This window comes from Microbacterium sp. Be9 (assembly GCF_011754135.1).
In the GTDB taxonomy this organism is placed as follows: Bacteria; Actinomycetota; Actinomycetes; order Actinomycetales; family Microbacteriaceae; genus Microbacterium; species Microbacterium maritypicum_A.
The window spans coordinates 1,273,158-1,291,084 of record NZ_WNWT01000006.1 but is presented as its reverse complement, the minus strand read 5'-3'; the positions used below and the strand labels follow the sequence as shown (position 1 = coordinate 1,291,084).

Sequence of the window (17,927 nt, the reverse complement as noted above, 5' to 3'; positions counted from 1 at the left end):
TCGATTCACGGGGGTCTATTCAGCTCCTGAGACACTACTGGCGAGAGCGCGCCTCACGCTCGAGGGTCCGACTCCGAGCACGCGACCGATACTCTCCCAACTCTGTGCCTCGGCGCGCATCCGCTCGGCCGTGATGATTCTTTCGGGCGTCATGACGCTCGGGCGGCCGCCGACGCGGCCTTGGCTGCGCGCGTAGTCGAGGCCGCGCTGCGTGTTGTCACGGATGGTGTCGACGCGGAGCTGGGCGAAAACGGCGACGATGCCGTAGAGCGCGCGCCCCATCGGGGTTGTCGTGTCGATCAAGGGCTCGGTGAGACTGACAATGTTCACTTCCCGGGCGTCGAGGTCTTGCAGCGTCTCGATAAGGATGCGCTCACTCCCGGCGAGGCGATCGAGTCGGCGGACCTTGAGAGTGTCCCCTGGCCGGAGGTAATCCAGACAGGCGAGCCACTGCGGGCGGTCAGTGACGCGGCTGGACTCGCCATGGTCGACGAACACTCGTTCGCAGCCGGCGGCGCGCAGCTCGGCCTCCTGCGCCTCGGGGTTCTGCTCCCGCTTCGAGACGCGGGCGTATCCGACTTCATGTGTCATGCCGAAAACGGTACCGCCGAAGTTACGGCGGGTTTCGGTTTCGGCAGGGGGTGTGGACATTGTCGCTTTTTGGCGGTGTTTTGTGATCGCTTAGTGACGGGTGTGGCTGGCCGGCGACTGACGGAAAGCAGAGGTAGTCGGCTCTGTGTGTTAGTTGGTCAGAGTAGGGAGCCGAGGTCGGAGCCGAGGGAGGGGTAGGTGGCGGTGGTGGATTTGAGTTGCCGGGTGGTGAGACCCAGTTTGATGGCGATGCCGAAGGTGTTGATCAGTTCGGAGTAGCCGGGGCCGAGCAGGTGCGCGCCAAGGATCTGATCGGTGTCGGTATCGATGATGATCTTCGCGGCGGCGGTGGTTTCGGCGACCCGGTAGGTGGAGTACCAGTTGCTGGTGTCAGTGAAGCGAACGGCGGTGTTGTGGCTTGTGGCGGCTTCTTCTTCGAGGAGGCCGACCCGGTTCAGCTCCGGGATGGTGAACACGGTCGTGGGGACCCCGGTGTAGTCGGGTGCTGTGGTGGTTCCTTTGAGCATGTTCGACGCGGCGACTTTCCCCTCAAACACGGCCACCGGAGTCAGGGGACGTCCCGCGGTGTCGGCGGCGTCTCCTGCGGCATAGACGGCGGGGTTGGTGGTGCTTTGCAGGTGCCCGGCGACGGTGACTCCACGTAGGCTGCCGGCAATACCGGCAGCGTCCAAATGGAGGCCATCGAGGGCGGGGACGCGACCTGCTCCATGAACGACGAGGTCCGCGTCAAGACGGGTGGTCGTGCCGTGGGTGTTGATGCTGATCTGGAACCCGGCGGGGGCGGCCTCGATGGCGGTGACGTTGGTGTTTCGGTAGACGTGGATGCCGGCTTGCTCGGTGCGGGAGGTCAGCAACTCCACCAGGTCGGGGTCGAACTCGCGCAGGGGTCGCGGGCCGTGGTCGATGATCGTGCACTGCGCGCCGGCGCGGGCGGCGATGTGCGCGAACTCGAACGAGATGAAGCCGCCGCCGATGAACACGATCCGCTGCGGTAGAGCATCGAGGTCGAGGAATTGGGTGCTGTCGATGAGGTGTGCCGCACCGGGGAACGTCAACGGCCTCGGGGTGGCCCCGGTGGCGATGAGGAAGCGGTCGGCGTGGTGGGTAGTGCCATCGATGGTGAGGGTGTTCGGGCCAGTGAACTCGGCGTGGCCGTGAAAAGTGGTGGCACCGTTGCCGGTGAGTTCGTCTTCCATGCCTTTCGGGACACCGTCGGTGAAGCCGCGCTTGCGCCGCATCAGGGCCGGCCAGTCGACACGGAGGCCGCCTTCTGTAATGCCGGTGTCGTTCATCAGCCGGGCGGCATCGACGATTTCGGCGCCGCGGCGGAGGATCTTTTTCGGGTCGCATCCCCGGAGCGCGCAGGTACCGCCGTAGGGCAACGCGTCGACAATCCCGACCCGCCAGCCCTGCGCCGCACACTTGTTCGCAGCGGACGTGCCCGCCATGCCTGCACCGATGACCAGCAGATCGAACGCGTCACTCACCGGATACCCGCTTCGACGGTCCTGATGGCGTCCCGGATCTGCTCTGTCGTGGGCGACCCGGCAAGACCTGCCGGTGTCAAATACACCCGGCACGACAGGCCGGGCGGAGCTTCTGGCGCGGGAAACAGCGGCACACCGTCGGCCAGGAGAGTCGGGGACCCGCGGAAGTCGAGAGCTTCCGCTTCCTCCTGCGTCTCGATGAGCTGCCGGCTCACCGTGACGTCGGATCGTTCCGCGGCGATCACCGTGAGGCGATCCGCGGCCGTCTCCCAGTTCGGGCACCCATCGAAGTACTGCAACGTGATCTGCATGCATCGACCGTAAACGTTGCAGCCCGGTACAAGGTCAAGTGGTGAAATGGGGGTATGCGCATTGGAGACCTCGCCGCCACCACGGGAGTCAGCACCCAGACCCTTCGTTTCTACGAACGCGAAGGGCTACTTTCTGCACCGAGTCGACAAAGCAATGGATACCGGGTCTATGACGATGAGGTCGCTTCCCGCGTCGGATTCATTCGCGCCGCTCAATCTGCCGGATTGACGCTGGCCGACATCGCCGGAGTCCTCACTCTCCGGGAAGACGGGCAGGCGCCCTGCTCGCACGTGCACTCGCTGCTCGATGGCAAACTCAATGAAGTCAGGGTCCGTCAACAAGAACTCGCCCGTCTCGAAACAGAACTCGTCGACATGCTCACCACCAGTTCGGCCGTCGACCCAGCGACGTGCTCGGAGCGCAGCATCTGCAACGTCATCCCGCGGCTGCTACCGTAAACCCGTCGTTGTACGCACCAGCAGGGCATCTCGAAAAGCTACAGCTTTTCGAGACATCGGCCGGATCCCGGCTGTGTGATCGCTGATCCGTGTGATCCTCGGTCAGCGTCTGTCTCAACAATGCGTCTCACCGGAAAGTGTCTCAGCGCGATGACGCGGCGGGGTTTGTGAGGCACAATGGCCGAGTGAGACTTCTTGGATACACCCGCGTGAGCACATCGAGCCAGGATGCGCAGCTGCAGCTCGACGCACTCGTCGCCGCTGGTGTTCAGAAGCGCGACGTGTTCGCCGATGTCACCTCCGGGAGCAAGACCGCGATCGAGCGTCGTGGGATGAAAAAACTCCTCGAGCACGCAGAAGCCGGTGACACCGTCGTCGTCTGGCGCGTGGACCGCCTCGGCCGCTCCCTCATCGACGTGCTGAACACCGTAAACCTGCTGCGCGAGCGGGGCATCCATGTGCGTTCTGTCTCGGATGGGATAGATCCAGCGACATCGACGGGCCGGTTGATGCTGAACATGCTCGCCACGCTCGCGGAGTACGAGCGTGAACTGATTGTCGAGCGGGTAAATGCTGGGATCGCCGCCGCCAGGCAGAGCGGCACTCGCTTCGGTCGTCCACTCTCGGACCCAGCGGTAATCGCCGACAAGCTCGCGATCGCCGCCGACGCCCGAGCGAAAGGTCGCACCGCCGAAGATGCAGCACGGCTCGTCGGGTGGAGTCGCGCCACGCTCTACCGCCACCAGCAAGCCCTCGCCAGCCGCGAGAGCATCACCATCTAGCGATGTGATGAGCGGCGGGGAGCGGTGGCGAATTCTTCGACTACACGTCGAGGACCAGATACCTCTCACCGCTCTCTCCCGAGAAACCGGGATTGGCCTGCGTACGCTCCAACGCTGGCACCAGCTCTACCGAGACCACGGCATCACTGCACTCGACCCTCAACCGAGAGCCGACGCCGGCATTCGTCGCACGGGGGGCGAATTGGTCAGATTCATCGAGCACCTCGCGTTGACCAGGCCGAGGCCAGCGATCGCGACGCTGCACCGCCTTGCGAGTACCGAAGCGGAGCGGCAAGGCCTGGTTGGTGCCCAGCTACGCCACTGTCAGAGATATCGTGCAGTCCCTCGACCCGGCACTGGTAACGCTCGCGTTGGATGGACCCATTGCGTATCGCGATCGATACGAGCTCGTATACCGGCGCCGAGCCGACGGGCCCAACCAGATCTGGCAGGCCGATCACACCGAACTCGACATCCTCATCACCAGTGCCGTAGGCGGCAAATCTGATCGACCCTGGCTCACGATCGTGATCGACGACCACTCACGCGCGATCTGCGGATACACCGTCTTCACCGGTGCACCATCAGCGATGAACACGGCCCTCGCGCTCAGGCAGGCGATCTGGCGCAAGACCGACCCCGCGTGGGCCATGTGTGGAATACCCGACGTGCTCCACGTCGACCACGGCTCCGACTTTACCAGCCATCACCTCGAACGCACCGCCATCGAGCTGCGCATCCGGATCATCCACTCCACCGTGGCTCGGCCCCAAGGCCGCGGCAAGATCGAACGCTTCTTCCGCACCATCAACACAGAGCTTCTCTCCACTCTCCCCGGGCACCTCAGACCAGGCGACAGGAATCCTCACCCCGCTCTAGATCTGGCCGCCCTCGACCAGGCGATCGGCGGGTTCATCGGGATGTACAACGCACGCCCGCACCGGGAGCTCGGAGTATCGCCTCGGGACGCGTGGGTCGCGAACGGCTGGCTTCCGCGAATGCCCGACAGTCTGGAACAACTCGACGGCCTCCTGCTCACGGTCCCCAAGAACCGGGTCGTGCAGCGCGACGGCATTCACTTCCAGGGCCAGCGCTACCTCGCTCCGACACTCGCCCCCTTCGTCGGGCACACGATCACAATCCGCTACGACCCGCGCGACATCTCCGAGATCCGCGTGTACGACCGCGACACATTCGTCTGCATCGCCGTCGACGAAGCCCACCCCAATCTCCGCCTCAGCCTCCGCGACATCGAAACCGCCCGCCGAGCCCGCCGCCGCGCACTCCGACACACCATCAACGACCGCATCCTCACCGCCGTCACCCGCGACGAGCCACGCGATGAACCAGCCATTCATCGTCACCAAAGAGCACCGACGCTTCACCGAATTCGCGAACGCCGTCCGCAAAGAGAAAACCATCGGCATCTGCCACGGCGACGCCGGCGTCGGCAAGACCAACTCCGCCCGCCGCTACGCAAACTGGGACGCTCTGGAGCCCTACATCAACAAGTGGGGACCTCGCGGCGAGCACGACGCCAAGCACTACGCCCTCGCCAACCGATCCCGGACTGTCTTCTACACACCCGAGGTCCTCTGCAGACCCAAAGATCTCATGCACGACATCGACCGCTGGCAGGCAAAGGTCGAGATCTGCGCCGACGAACACCTCCGCTCGCGTGAGACCGAACCGACCACCACGCCGATCGGCATGTCTCACCTCGTGGATCTGCTCATCATCGACGAAGCCGAAAGGCTCACACCGACTGCGCTCGAGCTGCTCCGCGACCGCCACGACCGTGAACACCTCTCTATGATCCTCATTGGCATGCCCGGCATCGACCAACGGTTCCGCCACTACCCACAGCTCTACAGCCGACTCGGCTTCTCCCACCACTACCGAACCCTCGGCCGAGAAGAACTCCTCTTCGTCCTCGACCGCCACTGGAAACACCTAGGACAGCAACTCGACCCAGAGGACTTCACCGACGCGCAGGCGATAGCTGCGATCGAACGCATCACCCGTGGCAACTTTCCTCTCCTTGAACGGCTCTTCCCTCAGATCGCCCGAGTGCTGAAGATCAACGGGCTTGAGACCATCACCGACGACGTCATCGAAGCCGCAGCTAGCATCCTCGTCATCGGCAACTAACGCCGCCAAGCGATCACAGAACACCGCCACCGAGCGATCAACTCCACAGATCGACTCACGGCGTGTCGCGCACCTGGTCGGCGTCAACGACCAGTCCACCGAAAACGATCGTTTTCGGCAGCTCTCGCGCAAGGCTGAGGCATAGGGTTGCCTGATCGACCCGGACCCTGTCGACGGCGGTGGTCCGGTCCGCTCGTCATGAGAGCGGTAGCCGGTCCACTCGTCGCAAGGGTGGTGCCGACGCCCCACTAATCGTCGAGACGGTCGAGAATCTCATTCATCTGGTCGATCTCTTCCTGCTGTGACGAGATGATCTGCTCACAGAGATCTTGGATCTCCGGGTCGCTGATGTCTGATTGCTCACACACCAGAATCGCTCGGGAGTGATGCGGGATCATGGAACGGAGGAACTGGTCGTTACCGACGAACGCTTCCGAGCGTCCCATGAAGAAGGCGGCAAGGAAAAGCGCGGCGAAACCGACGAGCAAGCTGATATTCGCGGCTTTGTTCGGGAACATCTTCCACATGACGATGACCATGATGATGCCCATTGGGAAGACCATCATCAGTGCCATGTAGAGGTTGCTGACGTTGAGGAAGAGATCGTCCAGAACGTTGATCATCGCGAACGTGAGGAAGTACATCACAATGAAGCTGAGCGATAGCGAGATGGCGAGCTTAAGGTAGCTCGACATCCCGCCCTGATTATTCCCCTGGGAGTGGCCGGCCGGCGGGCGTGAACCGTTGTCGGTGTGCTGGCTTGTCATAGCGACTCCAGTAGTGCAACGCACGCCTGTTCGCAGCGTCGGCATGCCTCAGCGCAGATCGTGCAGTGCTCATGCATGGTGTGCTGTTCACACTCGTTGGCACAGCTCGAGCAGGCCGTTCGAGATGCTTCGAGGGCGGCGCGGGTGAGGCTAGCGTCGTGCCCGGTGTGTCGGGAGAGGATACGGGCAGTGGTCGCGCAGAGGTCTGCACAGTCCTGGTTCGTGCGGATGCACTTGGTCAGGTCAGCAACCATGTCCTCGCTGAGGCAGGCGTCGGCGCACGCGGTGCAGGCTTGCGCGCATTCGAGACACGCGTCGATGCAGTCGACGAGCTTCGTGTGATCGATTTCGCCCAGATCTTTCGGGTATGTGCGGAGCATTTCTTCGGTGACTGTCATGAGTGAAATCCTTTCGTGAACCACGAAAGGTACGCTCGCATCGCCCGCGCAGTGAGGCCCTTGAATACCCCGCTGGGGTCTGGTAACCCGGTACCGATACGCCGCCGCGCGGCGCAGGTCAGCTTGTGAGCTGAACAGAGTCGGCGACCACGTTCGCCTAGCGGGAACAGAAACGAAACCATTGAGTTAGATACCCCCAGGGGGTATACTCGAGGCGTGAACGGGTACGACGGAAGCAAGGACGACCTGCGCAAGCGGTTGAATCGCGTCGAAGGCCAGGTGCGGGGGATCTCCCGGATGGTTGATGAGGACAAGTACTGCATCGACATCCTTACGCAGGTCTCTGCGGCGACGAAGGCCCTAGAGACGGTGGCGTTGTCGTTGCTTAGCGATCATCTGAGTCACTGCGTCGCTCAGGGAAGTGCTGAGGGGGGCAACTTCGCAGCGGAGAAGGTTCGTGAGGCCAACGAAGCCATCGCCCGCCTGGTTCGTTCATGACCACACGTCTGTTTAGTGAAGGAGAACACCATGACTGATCGCATCGAGCTGGGACTGACGGATGCGAACGCTGGCTGCGCATGCTGCGCTGCCCCATCGAACATAGAGACAGCCGTGCGCGACGATTCTGCGGTCACATCGGAGGTGCTCGTCGACGGGATGACGTGCTCGCATTGCGCGTCGAGCGTCAGTGAGGAGCTCGGCGCTGTCGACGGTGTCGAGTCCGTCACCGTGGATCTGAACGCGGGTGGCACCTCCCGGGTGACCATCCGCAGCACCGCCCCGGTTGACCCCGCTGCTGTGAAGGCTGCGGTGGAGGAGGCCGGCTACGCTCTCGCGACCAGCGGCGTCTGAGTCGCATCTGACGGCGTCCGGCTTACCCGGGCGCATCCGAACAAGGAGTCCCCGATGAGCCAGCACGACGAACACACAGATCACACCGCGCACCGCAATCACACGGCGGCGGCCGCGACGGAGCACGACCATGGGGCGATGAGCCACGATCACGCTGCACCGCACGAAGACACCGGGCACGGCGGCCACGAAGATCACGCCAGCCACGGCAGGCATGGTGGCCACGGGGATCATGTGGGGCAGTTCCGGCGCCTGTTCTGGATCATGCTGCTCCTCGCCGTGCCGGTGGTCGGGTTCTCGATGATGTTCTCGATGCTGCTCGGGTACCCCCTGCCGGACGCCGCCTGGGTCGGGTGGGTCTCACCGGTTCTCGGAACGGTCATGTACGTGTGGGGCGGCGCACCGTTCCTCACCGGCGCGGTGAGTGAGCTCCGTGCACGTAAGCCCGGGATGATGTTGCTGATCGCCCTTGCGATCACCGTGGCGTTCCTCGCGTCGTGGGGTGCGAGCCTGGGTGTGCTGCACCACGAGCTGGATTTCTGGTGGGAGTTGGCGCTGCTGGTCGTGATCATGCTGCTCGGCCACTGGATCGAGATGCGCTCCCTCGCACAGACGACCTCGGCGTTGGACTCTCTCGCCGCGCTGTTGCCCGATGAGGCGGAGAAGGTCGACGGAGACACCACTGTTACGGTCGCACCGTCTGATCTGCAGGTGGGTGATGTGGTGGTGGTGCGCCCGGGCGGGCGGGTTCCTGCTGACGGGCGGATCGTGCAGGGCTCGGCCAGCATGGATGAGTCGATGATCACCGGAGAGTCCCGCCCGGTGCGCCGCAGCGACGGCGACCCGGTGATTGCTGGCACGGTCGCCACCGATTCCGGGGTGCGGGTGGAGATCACCGCTATCGGTGAAGACACGGCTCTCGCGGGTATCCAGAAGCTGGTGACGGAGGCGCAGAGTTCATCGTCGCGGGCGCAGCGGCTCGCGGATAAGGCGGCGGGGTGGCTGTTCTGGTTCGCGCTCGGTGCTGCCGCGATCACCGCGCTCGTCTGGACTCTTGTTGGCCAGCCTGACGCTGCGGTGATTCGCACGATCACGGTGCTGGTAATCGCCTGCCCGCACGCTCTCGGCTTGGCGATCCCGCTTGTCGTGTCGATCGCGACCGAGCGCGCTGCCCGTGGGGGCGTGCTGATCAAGGATCGTCTCGCCCTGGAGAGCATGCGCACCGTCGACACGGTCTTGTTCGACAAGACCGGCACCCTCACCAAGGGCGCCCCCGCCGTGACCGCGATCGATCCCGTGACGGGGGCCGACGCCGATCAGCTGCTGGCGTGGGCGGCGGCCGCGGAAGCGGACTCCGAGCACCCCCTCGCCCGTGCGATCGTCAACGCGGCGAAAGAGAAGAACCTCACCGTTCCGCGCTCGTCCGATTTCGAGTCCTCCCCCGCCGTTGGGGTGCGTGCCCGTGTTGACGGACGTGTCGTGCAGGTGGGTGGCCCGTACATGCTCGAGCAGGAACACGCGCAGGAGCTGTCGGTTGCCGATGAGTGGCGGGAGGAGGGTGCGATCATCCTTCACGTGCTCGTCGACGGGCAGGTTGCGGGTGCGCTGCGCCTGGCGGATGAGATCCGTTCTGAGTCGCGTCACGCGGTCGAGACCCTTCATGAGCGGGGCGTGCAGGTGGTGATGATCACCGGTGATGCCGACGCGGTCGCCGCGTCCGTGGCGGGCGAGCTGGGCATCGACCGATACTTCGCCGGGGTGCGGCCAGAGGACAAGGCCTCGAAGGTGAAAGATCTACAGAGTGAAGGCCGCAAGGTTGCGATGGTCGGAGACGGCGTGAACGACGCCCCTGCCCTCGCCCAGGCGGACGTGGGGATTGCAATCGGTGCGGGCACAGATGTCGCGATCGCTTCGGCCGGTGTCATCCTCGCCAGCGACGACCCCCGATCGGTGCTGTCGGTGATCGAACTATCGCGGGCCAGTTACCGGAAGATGAAGCAGAACCTCTGGTGGGCCGCCGGCTACAACCTCCTCTCCGTGCCCCTCGCCGCCGGCGTGCTCGCCCCCGTGGGTTTCGTGCTGCCGATGTCTGTGGGCGCGGTGCTGATGTCGCTGTCCACGATTGTTGTTGCGTTGAACGCGCAGCTGCTGCGGCGGCTGAATCTCAGCCCGGACACCGTCGTCAACAAGTAGGCCCATGCGCGGCGGCAACGTACGCTGGAGGAAAGGGAGGTGAGACGGTGTTGATCTCGATCGCACGGCGCGTGAATGACCAGCGCACCCTCACCCGCACCCTTCTCACCGTCGTCGCCGTCGCCCTGTCCGTGATCTTCGGGCTCTTGGCGATGCACTCGATGAACACGCACACCATGCCCTCCGGGCACAGTGAGACCATCGCCGTCGCACCCGCGCAAGCCGACGCTCACCCCGCACACGCCTCAGACGAAGCCGCAGCGGTGGATGAGGCAGGTTGTGCGACGTGCTCTGACGATCACGGCATGGCGTGGATGGCCTGCGTTCTCGCGCTCCTGATCGCCGTCGTGCTGGTCGCGCGACCATCCACCTGGTGGCGTGCACTCACCGAAAACCCTGGCACGCTCCTTTCACGCTTTGCGTTTCGCGGCGCGCTGTATCCGCTGCGGCCGCCGTCTCTCACCGTTCTCTGTATCAGTCGCACCTGATGGCTGACGTGCCCGCGTTCTGCGGGCAACGCCCCTTCGCCCAGCCTGGTCTCGCTGGGCGCCGTCATCGACTCTTGGAGAGAACCCCTCATGAAGACCCGTTTTGCGGCGACCGCCGCACTTACCCTCACTGCTGTGCTCGCCCTTGCCGGCTGCGCTGGAAACACCTCCGGCGGCGGCGATATGCCCGGTATGAATCACGAGAGCAGCAGCTCCGCCCCGGCGTCCGCGGACGCCAATGACGCCGACATCACGTTCGCCAGCATGATGAAAGAGCACCACGCTCAGGCCATCGAGATGTCTGACATGCTCCTCAGCAAGGACGGCGTCGACGACCGCGTCGCCGCCCTCGCGGAAGAGATCAAGGCCGCTCAGGGCCCCGAAATCCAGACGATGGACAAGTGGCTCGAAGAATGGGGCGCTGACACCTCCGACATGGAAGGCATGGACCACGGCGGCGGCATGATGTCCGACGACGACATGCAGGCCCTCGAAGATGCCACCGGGCCCGACGCCAGCCGCTTGTACCTCGAGCAGATGATCCAGCACCATCAGGGTGCCGTCAAAATGGCCCAAGAAGAAGTCGACAACGGTCAGAACAGCGACGCGGTCGCCCTGGCCGAAACGATCATCGAGGCACAAACCACCGAGATCGCCACGATGGAAGACCTCCTCGCCACGCTCTAATCCACAGACGGGGGCGGGACTCTCTCCCGCCCCCACTCTGGTTCTGCCCTCACAACTCACACCCGCACGCCCGTGACCCCGCTGGTTCTCATCCCGTGACGTACCCGCGCACTCGCCTGCTTTCTCACGTCGGAGCTTCATGAACCGCTACTCACCCCTACCCGCTCTCGCGATCGCTCTCGCAGCCGTCGTCCTCACCGGATGCGCCGCACCACAAGCCACCGGCATCAACGCAGTTCCCCCCGTCATCGAACACATTCACGGCGTCGCCGCAGATCCACGTGGGGACAACCTCTTCGTAGCCACCCACGCAGGAATCTTCACCCTCACACCCGCTGGCACGATAAGCGGACCCATCGGAGGGCACGACTTCGACGCGATGGGCTTCACCGTCCTCGACGACGCCCTCTTCGCCTCCGGACACCCCGGCACCCAAACACCGGCCGAGCTCGGCGCCCCGAACCTGGGCGTCATCCGCAGCGACGACTTCGGCGAAACATGGTCGCCAATCGCCCTCAACGGCACCACCGATTTCCATGTCCTCACCGCCGGACCAAACGGCACCCTTTACGGCATCGCCTCCGACAGTGTGGACCTGCTCGTCAGCACCGACGACGGCCAGGAATGGACCCGCGGCGCCACACTCGCCGCAGCAGACCTCGCCGCCACCAACGACGGCCTCTACGCGGCCGCCGAAGAAGGGCTGCTGGTCAGTACCGACAACGGTGTCAGCTTCACCCCGGTCGCAGACGCCCCCTTGCTCTATACCCTCGACTCGCGGCCCGACGGCTCGCTCGCGGGAATCGGAACGGACGGTGCCCTCTGGTCACAGAACACGGAGGGAACCTGGGAGCGCCTCGACGCTCTCCAAGGGGCCGCGCAGGCCTTCACCGTCCTCGATGACGACCTTTTCGTCGTGGTTGACGATCGCGGGATCGTTCAGATCACGCCCGACGACACAACCGTCCTCGCGCCCGCCCGATAGGGCAACACCTATAGAACGGCCGACCATGACCCCGCGCCGCAACCCCTTCCGCCGCATGCCCGTCTTCATCGCGTGCGCCACGATTCTCGCCGTGCTAGTCGCCCTCGCGAGCTTCTACCTCATCGGAGCCACGTTCACATGATCCACCGGCATCCCATCCACCCCCGCGAGCCAAGCGCAACCGCCCGGTCGCCTATGCGCACCAGTCGGCCGACACCTTACCGACATCACTATCGACTCGTCCGGCTAGGAGCCTTCATTCTCCTTGCCGCCCTTGCACTGACCGCGATCCATTTCCTCATCGACACAACTGCCCCCGAACAACGGTCACTGTGGGTGTACACGCTCGGAAGCTACGAAACAGCGCTCATCCTCGTGATCATCGGACTCGCACTCGTGCTCCGCGAGCCCCCGGGAGGCACGGATGGATCTCGATAGCTATGGGGCAACACCCTCTGGTCCATCGTCCCCACCATCGGCGTCGTCGGACGCAGGAAAGTGGCGAACAACAGCGGCATCAGTGCCGGTGCGATCGAGTGCTCAAGGGTCGGAGCGGCTTGCCGCGTTTTCGGCCCTACGGTCGCTCCGAAGGCGATAGCGCCGATGTAGTGAGCAAGTTGATGAGTGTTCTACCACCTCACAAGGGATCTGACCCTGTGGTCACATCGCCGGCGCGGGTCATGAGGAGTGCTCCGGTGATCGCAGCGGTGAACATCACGATGTCGGCGATGTTCCCGATGAACCAGTTTCCGTAAGCGAGGAAGTCCACGACGTGTCCGCGGGCGAATCCAGGGTCCCGAAACAGGCGGTCGCCTGCGTGTGAGGCTGCGGCCCCACCGAGCGCGCCGATGATGATCGCCCATCCCGGCCGTTGAATTCGGAACGCGAAAACGATTGCTGTGACGGCAGCGGCGACAGCGATCAGCGCGAACACCCAGGTAAAGCCCTCCCCAAAGGAGAATGCCGCCCCGGGGTTATACGCGAGTTGCAGGCCGAGCAGGTCGCCCACCACCGGGATGCGCTCGCGCTCCGAGAGGGTAGCTTCGGCCCATATTTTCGTCCCCTGATCGATCAGAACGACGACCAGCGCGATCAGGAGCGCTCCACCAGTGAGCCGCCAGCGCCGCGCCGACGGCAACTTTCGCGCAGCGGACGACTGAGCCTCTGCCCCGGACGACGTCATGCGAGGACCTCAATCAGGCGGACGATGACGCCCGATTCGATCAGGATAAACAGGCCCAGACCAATGAACACGGCCGGAACGAGCCAGTGCTCGATACGTTCCAGTCCCTCAGTGACTGCCTTGTTGGTGCCGATCAGCCGTCCGGCGGCGCACCAGACCGCGACCAGGATGAGGAACACGACGATCATGACGGCGACGTCGCCCGGCGCGCTGGTGCGGAAGATCGGCGTGTACAGGGAGATGTTGTCCGCCCCGTTGGCGATCGTGATCCCCGCTACACCCCACAGTCCGACCGCGGTGATCTTGGCGTCGTCGTCATCGTCATCGCCGTTGCGACGGAGGCCGCGGACGAGCGTCCAGATGCCGATGCCGAGCGGGATCAGACCGAGGAAGCCGACCCATTCGTCCGGGACGATCGTGAGTCCGAGCGCGGCGATCACGCTGATCAGGACGAGGGTGATGAACCCGAGGTATTGGCCTGCGACGATTTGCCACGGTCGGGGTTTGCCTCGGCTGGAGGCAAGGAACAGCACGGTGAGCACGACGATGTCGTCAATGTTGGTTGCCGCGAACAAGCCGATCGCTGATCCGATGGTGGCGAGCATCAGCCCTCCAACCGTGGTGTGCGGGTGCGGGCGGCACGTAGGCCGTTGAGGATCACGATGACCTCGGCGACCTCGTGGACCAGGACGACGGCCGCGAGCCCCAGGACGCCGAAGAGTGCGAGCGGGAGCAGTGCGGTGATGATCAGCAGCGACAGGATGATGTTCTGGTTGATGATCCGTCGACCGCGGCGGGCGTGATCAAATGCCCGCGGGATGAGGCGCAGATCATGTCCGGTGAAGGCGACGTCGGCGGATTCGATCGCCGCGTCGGAGCCGGTCGCGCCCATCGCAATACCGATGTCCGCGCCAGCGAGGGCCGGGGCGTCGTTGATGCCGTCGCCGATCATCGCGACCGGCCCCGCCTTCGACAGCTCCCCGATCGCGGCCGCCTTGTCTTCGGGGCGCAGTTCGGCTCGCACCTCGCTGATCCCGGCCTGCGCAGCCAGTGCACGGGCGGTGCGGGCGTTGTCGCCGGTGAGCATCGTTACGCCGATGCCTTGACCGGTGAGGGTCCGGACAACGTCGGGGACTTCGGGGCGCAGCTCATCGCGGACGCCGATCGCTGCGACCGGTGACCCGTCACGATGCACGATCACCACGGTCATGCCTTGCTCTTCGAGCCCCGCGACCGGCTCCACGAGTTCGCCGGCGTTCAGCCAGCGGGGGCTGCCGACGGTGATTCTCGATCCGTCGACGGTGCCATCGATGCCGTGCCCGGCCTGCTCGGTCACATCTGCAGCTGCCGGAGTACCCGGGGCGGCGGCGGTGATCGCAGACGCGAGAGGATGCGTGCTGTGCTGCTCCAACGCCGCAGCCCAGGCCACCGCCTGAGCCTCCGTTACACCACCGGTGGTCAGGACGGCGGTGACCGCGGGCTCGTTGCGGGTGAGGGTGCCGGTCTTGTCGACGGCAACGTGCCGTATGGTGCCGAAGCGCTCGAAAACGGCACCGGACTTGATGATCACACCGAACTTGCTCGCCGCACCGATCGCGGCGACGACCGTCAGCGGCACCGAGATTGCGAGCGCACACGGGCTGGCCGCGACCAGCACAACGAGCGCCCGAGTGATCCACACCTCTGGATCTCCCAGCAGCGACCCGATAATAGCGACGAGCGCCGCGAGGATCAGAACGCCGGGCACGAGCGGGCGGGCGATCCTGTCCGCCAGACGAGCACGCTCGCCCTTCTCGGTCTGCGCTTTCTCTACCAACTCGACGATCGTCGTGAGCGAGTTGTCGATGCCGGCAGCGGTCGTCTCGACCTCCAGCGCGCCGGCGCTGTTGATCGCGCCGGCCGACACCGCATCGCCGGGCTCGACCTCGACAGGGATCGATTCCCCGGTGATCGCCGATGTGTCCAGGCTGGAGCGACCAGAACGCACGATCCCATCGGTCGCGATCCGCTCGCCGGGGCGGACCACCATGACCTGGCCAACCATCAGCTCTCGCGCCGGCACCTGCACAGCGGCGCCGCCCTGCAGCACGGTTGCTGTCTCCGGTACGAGCTTCAACAGTGCACGCAGCCCGCCGCGGGCGCGGTCCATCGCCTTGTCCTCGAGCGCCTCAGCGATCGAGTACAGGAACGCCAGAGCTGCAGCCTCCTCCACGTAACCGAGGATGATTGCACCGATGGCACTGATTGTCATCAGCAGACCGATGCCGAGCTTGCCTTTGAACAGTTTCCGAATCGCGCCAGGGGTGAACGTCGACGCGCCCAGCAGTAAGCCGATCCAAAACAGCGCGAGCGCCGGGATCTCGAGGCCGGACCACTCGAAGATCAGACCGGTCAGGAACGCAACGCCGGAAAAGACCGGCACCATGATCCCGCGGTCCCTCCACCAGGGCCGCTCAGCCTCTTCGTGTTCCTCTGCCGCAGTGGTGGCAGGCTCGTGCTCGCACCCGCACGCCGCGCTCACGCGTCAGCCCCCGCTCCGCAGCAGCCCGGCACCGTGCAGGCCGAGTCCACGCACGGCGCGTGCTCGTCAACAGCCAGCGTCACATCCACAAGTGCAATGAGGGCTGCGGCGAGATGAGGGTCGGCGATCTCGTAACGGGTCTGCCGGCCCTCAGGCTCGGCGACAACGATCCCGCAGTCGCGCAGGCAGGTGAGATGGTTCGACACGTTGGACCGCGTCAGCTCTAACTCGCGCGAGAGGACTGCCGGGTAGCTCGGGCCGCCGAGCAGAGTCATGAGAATCCGAGAGCGCGTAGGATCAGCCATGGCGCGGCCGAGCCGATTCATGACATCGAGACGAGAAGCAATAGTCAGCATAAGCTGAACTATACAGTGACTACTGACCTATTGCCTACGCGGTCCACCTAATATGCCTCGGGGCATGGAGCCCGCAAGCACGCCGCCGCCCAAAATGTACAGTCGAGCTCGACGAGTCTCTGGCATGGGTCGTCTTCTGGTTCCGGATGCACTCCGCGGGTTCGCGATTGTCGCGATGCTCATCGCGCACGCGGCTCCTTTCGTGCCGAACGCACCGTGGGCGGTGCAGTTCATCACCGCGAACTTCAGCAGTGTCGCGTCGCCGCTCTTCGCGCTCGTCATGGGCATGTCGGCGGAGCTTGTGTGGCGACGCGGCGGCCCCGTGGGGGTGACGTTGCTGCAGCAGACTCTGCGTGGCCTGTTCCTCATCGTCCTGGGTGTGTGGATGGCCACGTGGGGCTCTGGCTGGCGGTCATCCTCAGCTACCTTGGACTGCTCATCATCATCGGCGCGCCCCTTCTACTCCTGCGCAGCTCAGTCGTGATCGCCGCGACTGCGGTCCTCTTCCTAGCCAGTCAGCCATTGCTGAGCGTCGCACGCACCTGGATTTGGGTCTACACCGCGCCACCGCCCGTACGTGAGGTCATGACCTGGATGTTCCTCGGCCCTCAGTATCGGGTGGTCAACCTGTTACCGATGTTCCTCATCGGCGCCCTGTTGATCCGTCACGGCTTGAAACGCGATCGCTTGTTGTGGATCATGGCGGCCGTGGCACCGTTGGCGTATCTTGCCTGGGGGTTCGGGCAGCGCTTCGGCACGGTGTTGTCCGGGGACTACCTGGACTCTCTGAGAGATATTGGCCTGGTGTTCGCCGTCTACGTCTGCGTTGTACTTGGGGCTAATGCACGGCGGGAGCATACAGAGCGCTTTTGGGGCGCTGTCTTTGTTCCCCTGTCCGCGTGCGGTCGGGTGGCGTTGTCCCTGTACATACTGCACGGCGGCCTCATCGCACTCTGGAGTAACGCGTATGGCCGCCCGGTCGAGAACTTCTACTTGGGCTGGCTGGTGATCGTTCCGGGCATGATCGTGGTGGGTTGGCTGTGGTGGCGGTTCGTCGGAACTGGCCCAGTTGAATGGGTGATGGGCTGGCTCAGCGGACGTCCCAAGACTTCCTCGTTTCGCCGGTAGAACAAGCGCGTGGCTCACGGGTTCGCAAGGAATCTCGATTGGTAGGGCTGGTAGCATCCTGAGGTCATGGTCGTCCACGGTCGCACTCGCAACTGCGCCAGCCGCACCGACGATTTCCTGATAACGAAGATCATTACAGCCCTCGGACTGGCGCTTCTTCTCGTTGTCGGAGCATGGCCGGGCGGCCATCGTGACGCGACGGATGCGACTCAGTATCTGAGCACGACATCCTCGTCGTCACTAGGGACGCCTTCGACTGGCCAGGTTTCGGCTGGTTCGGATGAAAGGGTTGTCGGCACGACCGCCGAACAGGTCGTGGCCGGGGATACCGCGAACGACATCGTGATCGGCGTTGCCGGGTGCCTCTTGGGTATCCTCTGCTGCTTCTTGGGGCTCATCGTCACGCGGACCTTCCGCCGTCACGTCCCCTCTCACGTTCGCGAACGTTTGCCGCGCGCACCATCACCGGCGGCCATGACGGGGCGCCTGTTCGCCTTGCCTCCTTCTCTCACACAGCTTTCTCTGTCGCGGACCTGACTCTGGCGGCGCCATCTCTTCGATGGCGCT

The 17,927-nt window shown here is 64.4% G+C and carries 22 protein-coding genes and 1 pseudogene; 14 read left to right on the top strand and 9 right to left on the bottom strand.

The genetic code is table 11. The features are described 5' to 3' along the window. Positions 1–15: 15 nt before the first annotated feature. From GLO27_RS17340 to GLO27_RS17330, 3 genes are all read right to left on the bottom strand, one after another. Positions 16–591: a recombinase family protein gene (locus tag GLO27_RS17340; protein WP_167255962.1), complete on the bottom strand. Its 576-nt coding sequence runs from the start codon at positions 589–591 to the stop codon at positions 16–18. Positions 592–749: 158 nt separating this feature from the next. Beyond that, entirely contained in the window at positions 750–2,099 is a 1,350-nt protein-coding gene (locus GLO27_RS17335; RefSeq protein ID WP_082750005.1) for an NAD(P)/FAD-dependent oxidoreductase, read from the bottom strand. Then, positions 2,096–2,410 carry a hypothetical protein gene (locus GLO27_RS17330; protein ID WP_060921760.1) on the bottom strand — a complete coding sequence of 105 codons (315 nt, stop codon included), beginning with the start codon at positions 2,408–2,410 and terminating at the stop codon, positions 2,096–2,098. The genes GLO27_RS17335 and GLO27_RS17330 overlap by 4 nt, the downstream gene beginning before the upstream one ends. 54 nt (positions 2,411–2,464) lie before the next feature. On the opposite strand from GLO27_RS17330, the gene GLO27_RS17325 reads away from it, so the two are divergent. From GLO27_RS17325 to GLO27_RS17310, 5 genes and pseudogenes are all read left to right on the top strand, one after another. Then, entirely contained in the window at positions 2,465–2,869 is a 405-nt protein-coding gene (locus GLO27_RS17325; protein WP_082750004.1) for a heavy metal-responsive transcriptional regulator, read from the top strand. 185 nt (positions 2,870–3,054) lie between these two features. Then, positions 3,055–3,651, top strand: a complete 597-nt coding sequence (locus GLO27_RS17320) for a recombinase family protein (protein WP_060921759.1) — start codon at positions 3,055–3,057, stop codon at positions 3,649–3,651. Further along, positions 3,566–4,159: a helix-turn-helix domain-containing protein gene (locus tag GLO27_RS19930; protein WP_315071177.1), complete on the top strand. Its 594-nt coding sequence runs from the start codon at positions 3,566–3,568 to the stop codon at positions 4,157–4,159. The genes GLO27_RS17320 and GLO27_RS19930 overlap by 86 nt, the downstream gene beginning before the upstream one ends. Continuing rightward, positions 4,095–4,793 (top strand): annotated as a pseudogene (locus GLO27_RS19925) (DDE-type integrase/transposase/recombinase); the annotation flags it as partial. The gene GLO27_RS19930 and the pseudogene GLO27_RS19925, both read left to right, overlap by 65 nt. Positions 4,794–4,992: 199 nt before the next feature. Next, the gene (locus GLO27_RS17310; RefSeq protein WP_167255960.1) at positions 4,993–5,802 is read left to right on the top strand and encodes an AAA family ATPase; all 810 of its coding nucleotides are present in this window, start codon (positions 4,993–4,995) and stop codon (positions 5,800–5,802) included. A gap of 248 nt (positions 5,803–6,050) precedes the next feature. Here GLO27_RS17310 and GLO27_RS17305 read toward each other — a convergent pair whose 3' ends face one another. Together GLO27_RS17305 and GLO27_RS17300 are read right to left on the bottom strand one after the other, a co-directional pair. Then, positions 6,051–6,569, bottom strand: coding sequence for a DUF305 domain-containing protein (locus tag GLO27_RS17305; protein ID WP_243844855.1), 519 nt, complete (start codon positions 6,567–6,569; stop codon positions 6,051–6,053). Continuing rightward, positions 6,566–6,967: a four-helix bundle copper-binding protein gene (locus GLO27_RS17300; RefSeq protein ID WP_167255958.1), complete on the bottom strand. Its 402-nt coding sequence runs from the start codon at positions 6,965–6,967 to the stop codon at positions 6,566–6,568. Before GLO27_RS17300 ends, GLO27_RS17305 begins: the two co-directional genes overlap by 4 nt. A 216-nt stretch (positions 6,968–7,183) precedes the next feature. On the opposite strand from GLO27_RS17300, the gene GLO27_RS17295 reads away from it, so the two are divergent. From GLO27_RS17295 to GLO27_RS17270, 6 genes are all read left to right on the top strand, one after another. Next, positions 7,184–7,465 carry a metal-sensitive transcriptional regulator gene (locus GLO27_RS17295; protein WP_167255956.1) on the top strand — a complete coding sequence of 94 codons (282 nt, stop codon included), beginning with the start codon at positions 7,184–7,186 and terminating at the stop codon, positions 7,463–7,465. Between the two features lie 30 nt (positions 7,466–7,495). Next, positions 7,496–7,819, top strand: a complete 324-nt coding sequence (locus GLO27_RS17290; protein ID WP_167255954.1) for a heavy metal-associated domain-containing protein — start codon at positions 7,496–7,498, stop codon at positions 7,817–7,819. Positions 7,820–7,957: 138 nt separating this feature from the next. Then, positions 7,958–10,012 carry a heavy metal translocating P-type ATPase gene (locus GLO27_RS17285; RefSeq protein ID WP_243844932.1) on the top strand — a complete coding sequence of 685 codons (2,055 nt, stop codon included), beginning with the start codon at positions 7,958–7,960 and terminating at the stop codon, positions 10,010–10,012. A gap of 47 nt (positions 10,013–10,059) precedes the next feature. Further along, positions 10,060–10,500, top strand: a complete 441-nt coding sequence (locus GLO27_RS17280) for a DUF6153 family protein (protein WP_167255950.1) — start codon at positions 10,060–10,062, stop codon at positions 10,498–10,500. A 90-nt stretch (positions 10,501–10,590) separates the two neighbouring features. Then, positions 10,591–11,187, top strand: a complete 597-nt coding sequence (locus GLO27_RS17275) for a DUF305 domain-containing protein (protein ID WP_167255948.1) — start codon at positions 10,591–10,593, stop codon at positions 11,185–11,187. A 139-nt stretch (positions 11,188–11,326) separates the two neighbouring features. Then, the gene (locus tag GLO27_RS17270) at positions 11,327–12,172 is read left to right on the top strand and encodes a F510_1955 family glycosylhydrolase (RefSeq protein ID WP_167255946.1); all 846 of its coding nucleotides are present in this window, start codon (positions 11,327–11,329) and stop codon (positions 12,170–12,172) included. A 637-nt stretch (positions 12,173–12,809) separates the two neighbouring features. Here the strand turns inward: GLO27_RS17270 and GLO27_RS17265 are convergent. The 4 genes from GLO27_RS17265 to GLO27_RS17250 are packed head-to-tail and all read right to left on the bottom strand — an operon-like array spanning position 12,810 to position 16,232. Continuing rightward, positions 12,810–13,355: a signal peptidase II gene (locus tag GLO27_RS17265; RefSeq protein WP_167255944.1), complete on the bottom strand. Its 546-nt coding sequence runs from the start codon at positions 13,353–13,355 to the stop codon at positions 12,810–12,812. Next, entirely contained in the window at positions 13,352–13,960 is a 609-nt protein-coding gene (locus tag GLO27_RS17260) for a cadmium resistance transporter (protein ID WP_167255942.1), read from the bottom strand. The genes GLO27_RS17265 and GLO27_RS17260 overlap by 4 nt, the downstream gene beginning before the upstream one ends. After that, complete coding sequence (locus GLO27_RS17255) at positions 13,960–15,876, bottom strand: cation-translocating P-type ATPase (RefSeq protein ID WP_167255940.1); 1,917 nt, start codon at positions 15,874–15,876, stop codon at positions 13,960–13,962. The genes GLO27_RS17260 and GLO27_RS17255 overlap by 1 nt, the downstream gene beginning before the upstream one ends. Next, complete coding sequence (locus tag GLO27_RS17250; RefSeq protein WP_167255939.1) at positions 15,873–16,232, bottom strand: metalloregulator ArsR/SmtB family transcription factor; 360 nt, start codon at positions 16,230–16,232, stop codon at positions 15,873–15,875. Before GLO27_RS17250 ends, GLO27_RS17255 begins: the two co-directional genes overlap by 4 nt. A gap of 124 nt (positions 16,233–16,356) precedes the next feature. Here GLO27_RS17250 and GLO27_RS17245 point away from each other — a divergent pair, with 124 nt between their 5' ends. The 3 genes from GLO27_RS17245 (at position 16,357) to GLO27_RS17235 (ending at position 17,897) form a co-directional block, all read left to right on the top strand. Continuing rightward, positions 16,357–16,716 (top strand): heparan-alpha-glucosaminide N-acetyltransferase domain-containing protein, encoded by a 360-nt coding sequence (locus GLO27_RS17245; RefSeq protein ID WP_167255937.1) that lies wholly within the window; start codon positions 16,357–16,359, stop codon positions 16,714–16,716. Next, positions 16,626–17,360: a DUF418 domain-containing protein gene (locus GLO27_RS19920; protein WP_208323814.1), complete on the top strand. Its 735-nt coding sequence runs from the start codon at positions 16,626–16,628 to the stop codon at positions 17,358–17,360. Before GLO27_RS17245 ends, GLO27_RS19920 begins: the two co-directional genes overlap by 91 nt. Before the next feature lie 66 nt (positions 17,361–17,426). Continuing rightward, on the top strand, positions 17,427–17,897 hold the full coding sequence (locus tag GLO27_RS17235) for a hypothetical protein (RefSeq protein ID WP_167255933.1): 471 nt from the start codon (positions 17,427–17,429) through the stop codon (positions 17,895–17,897). Positions 17,898–17,927: the final 30 nt, after the last annotated feature.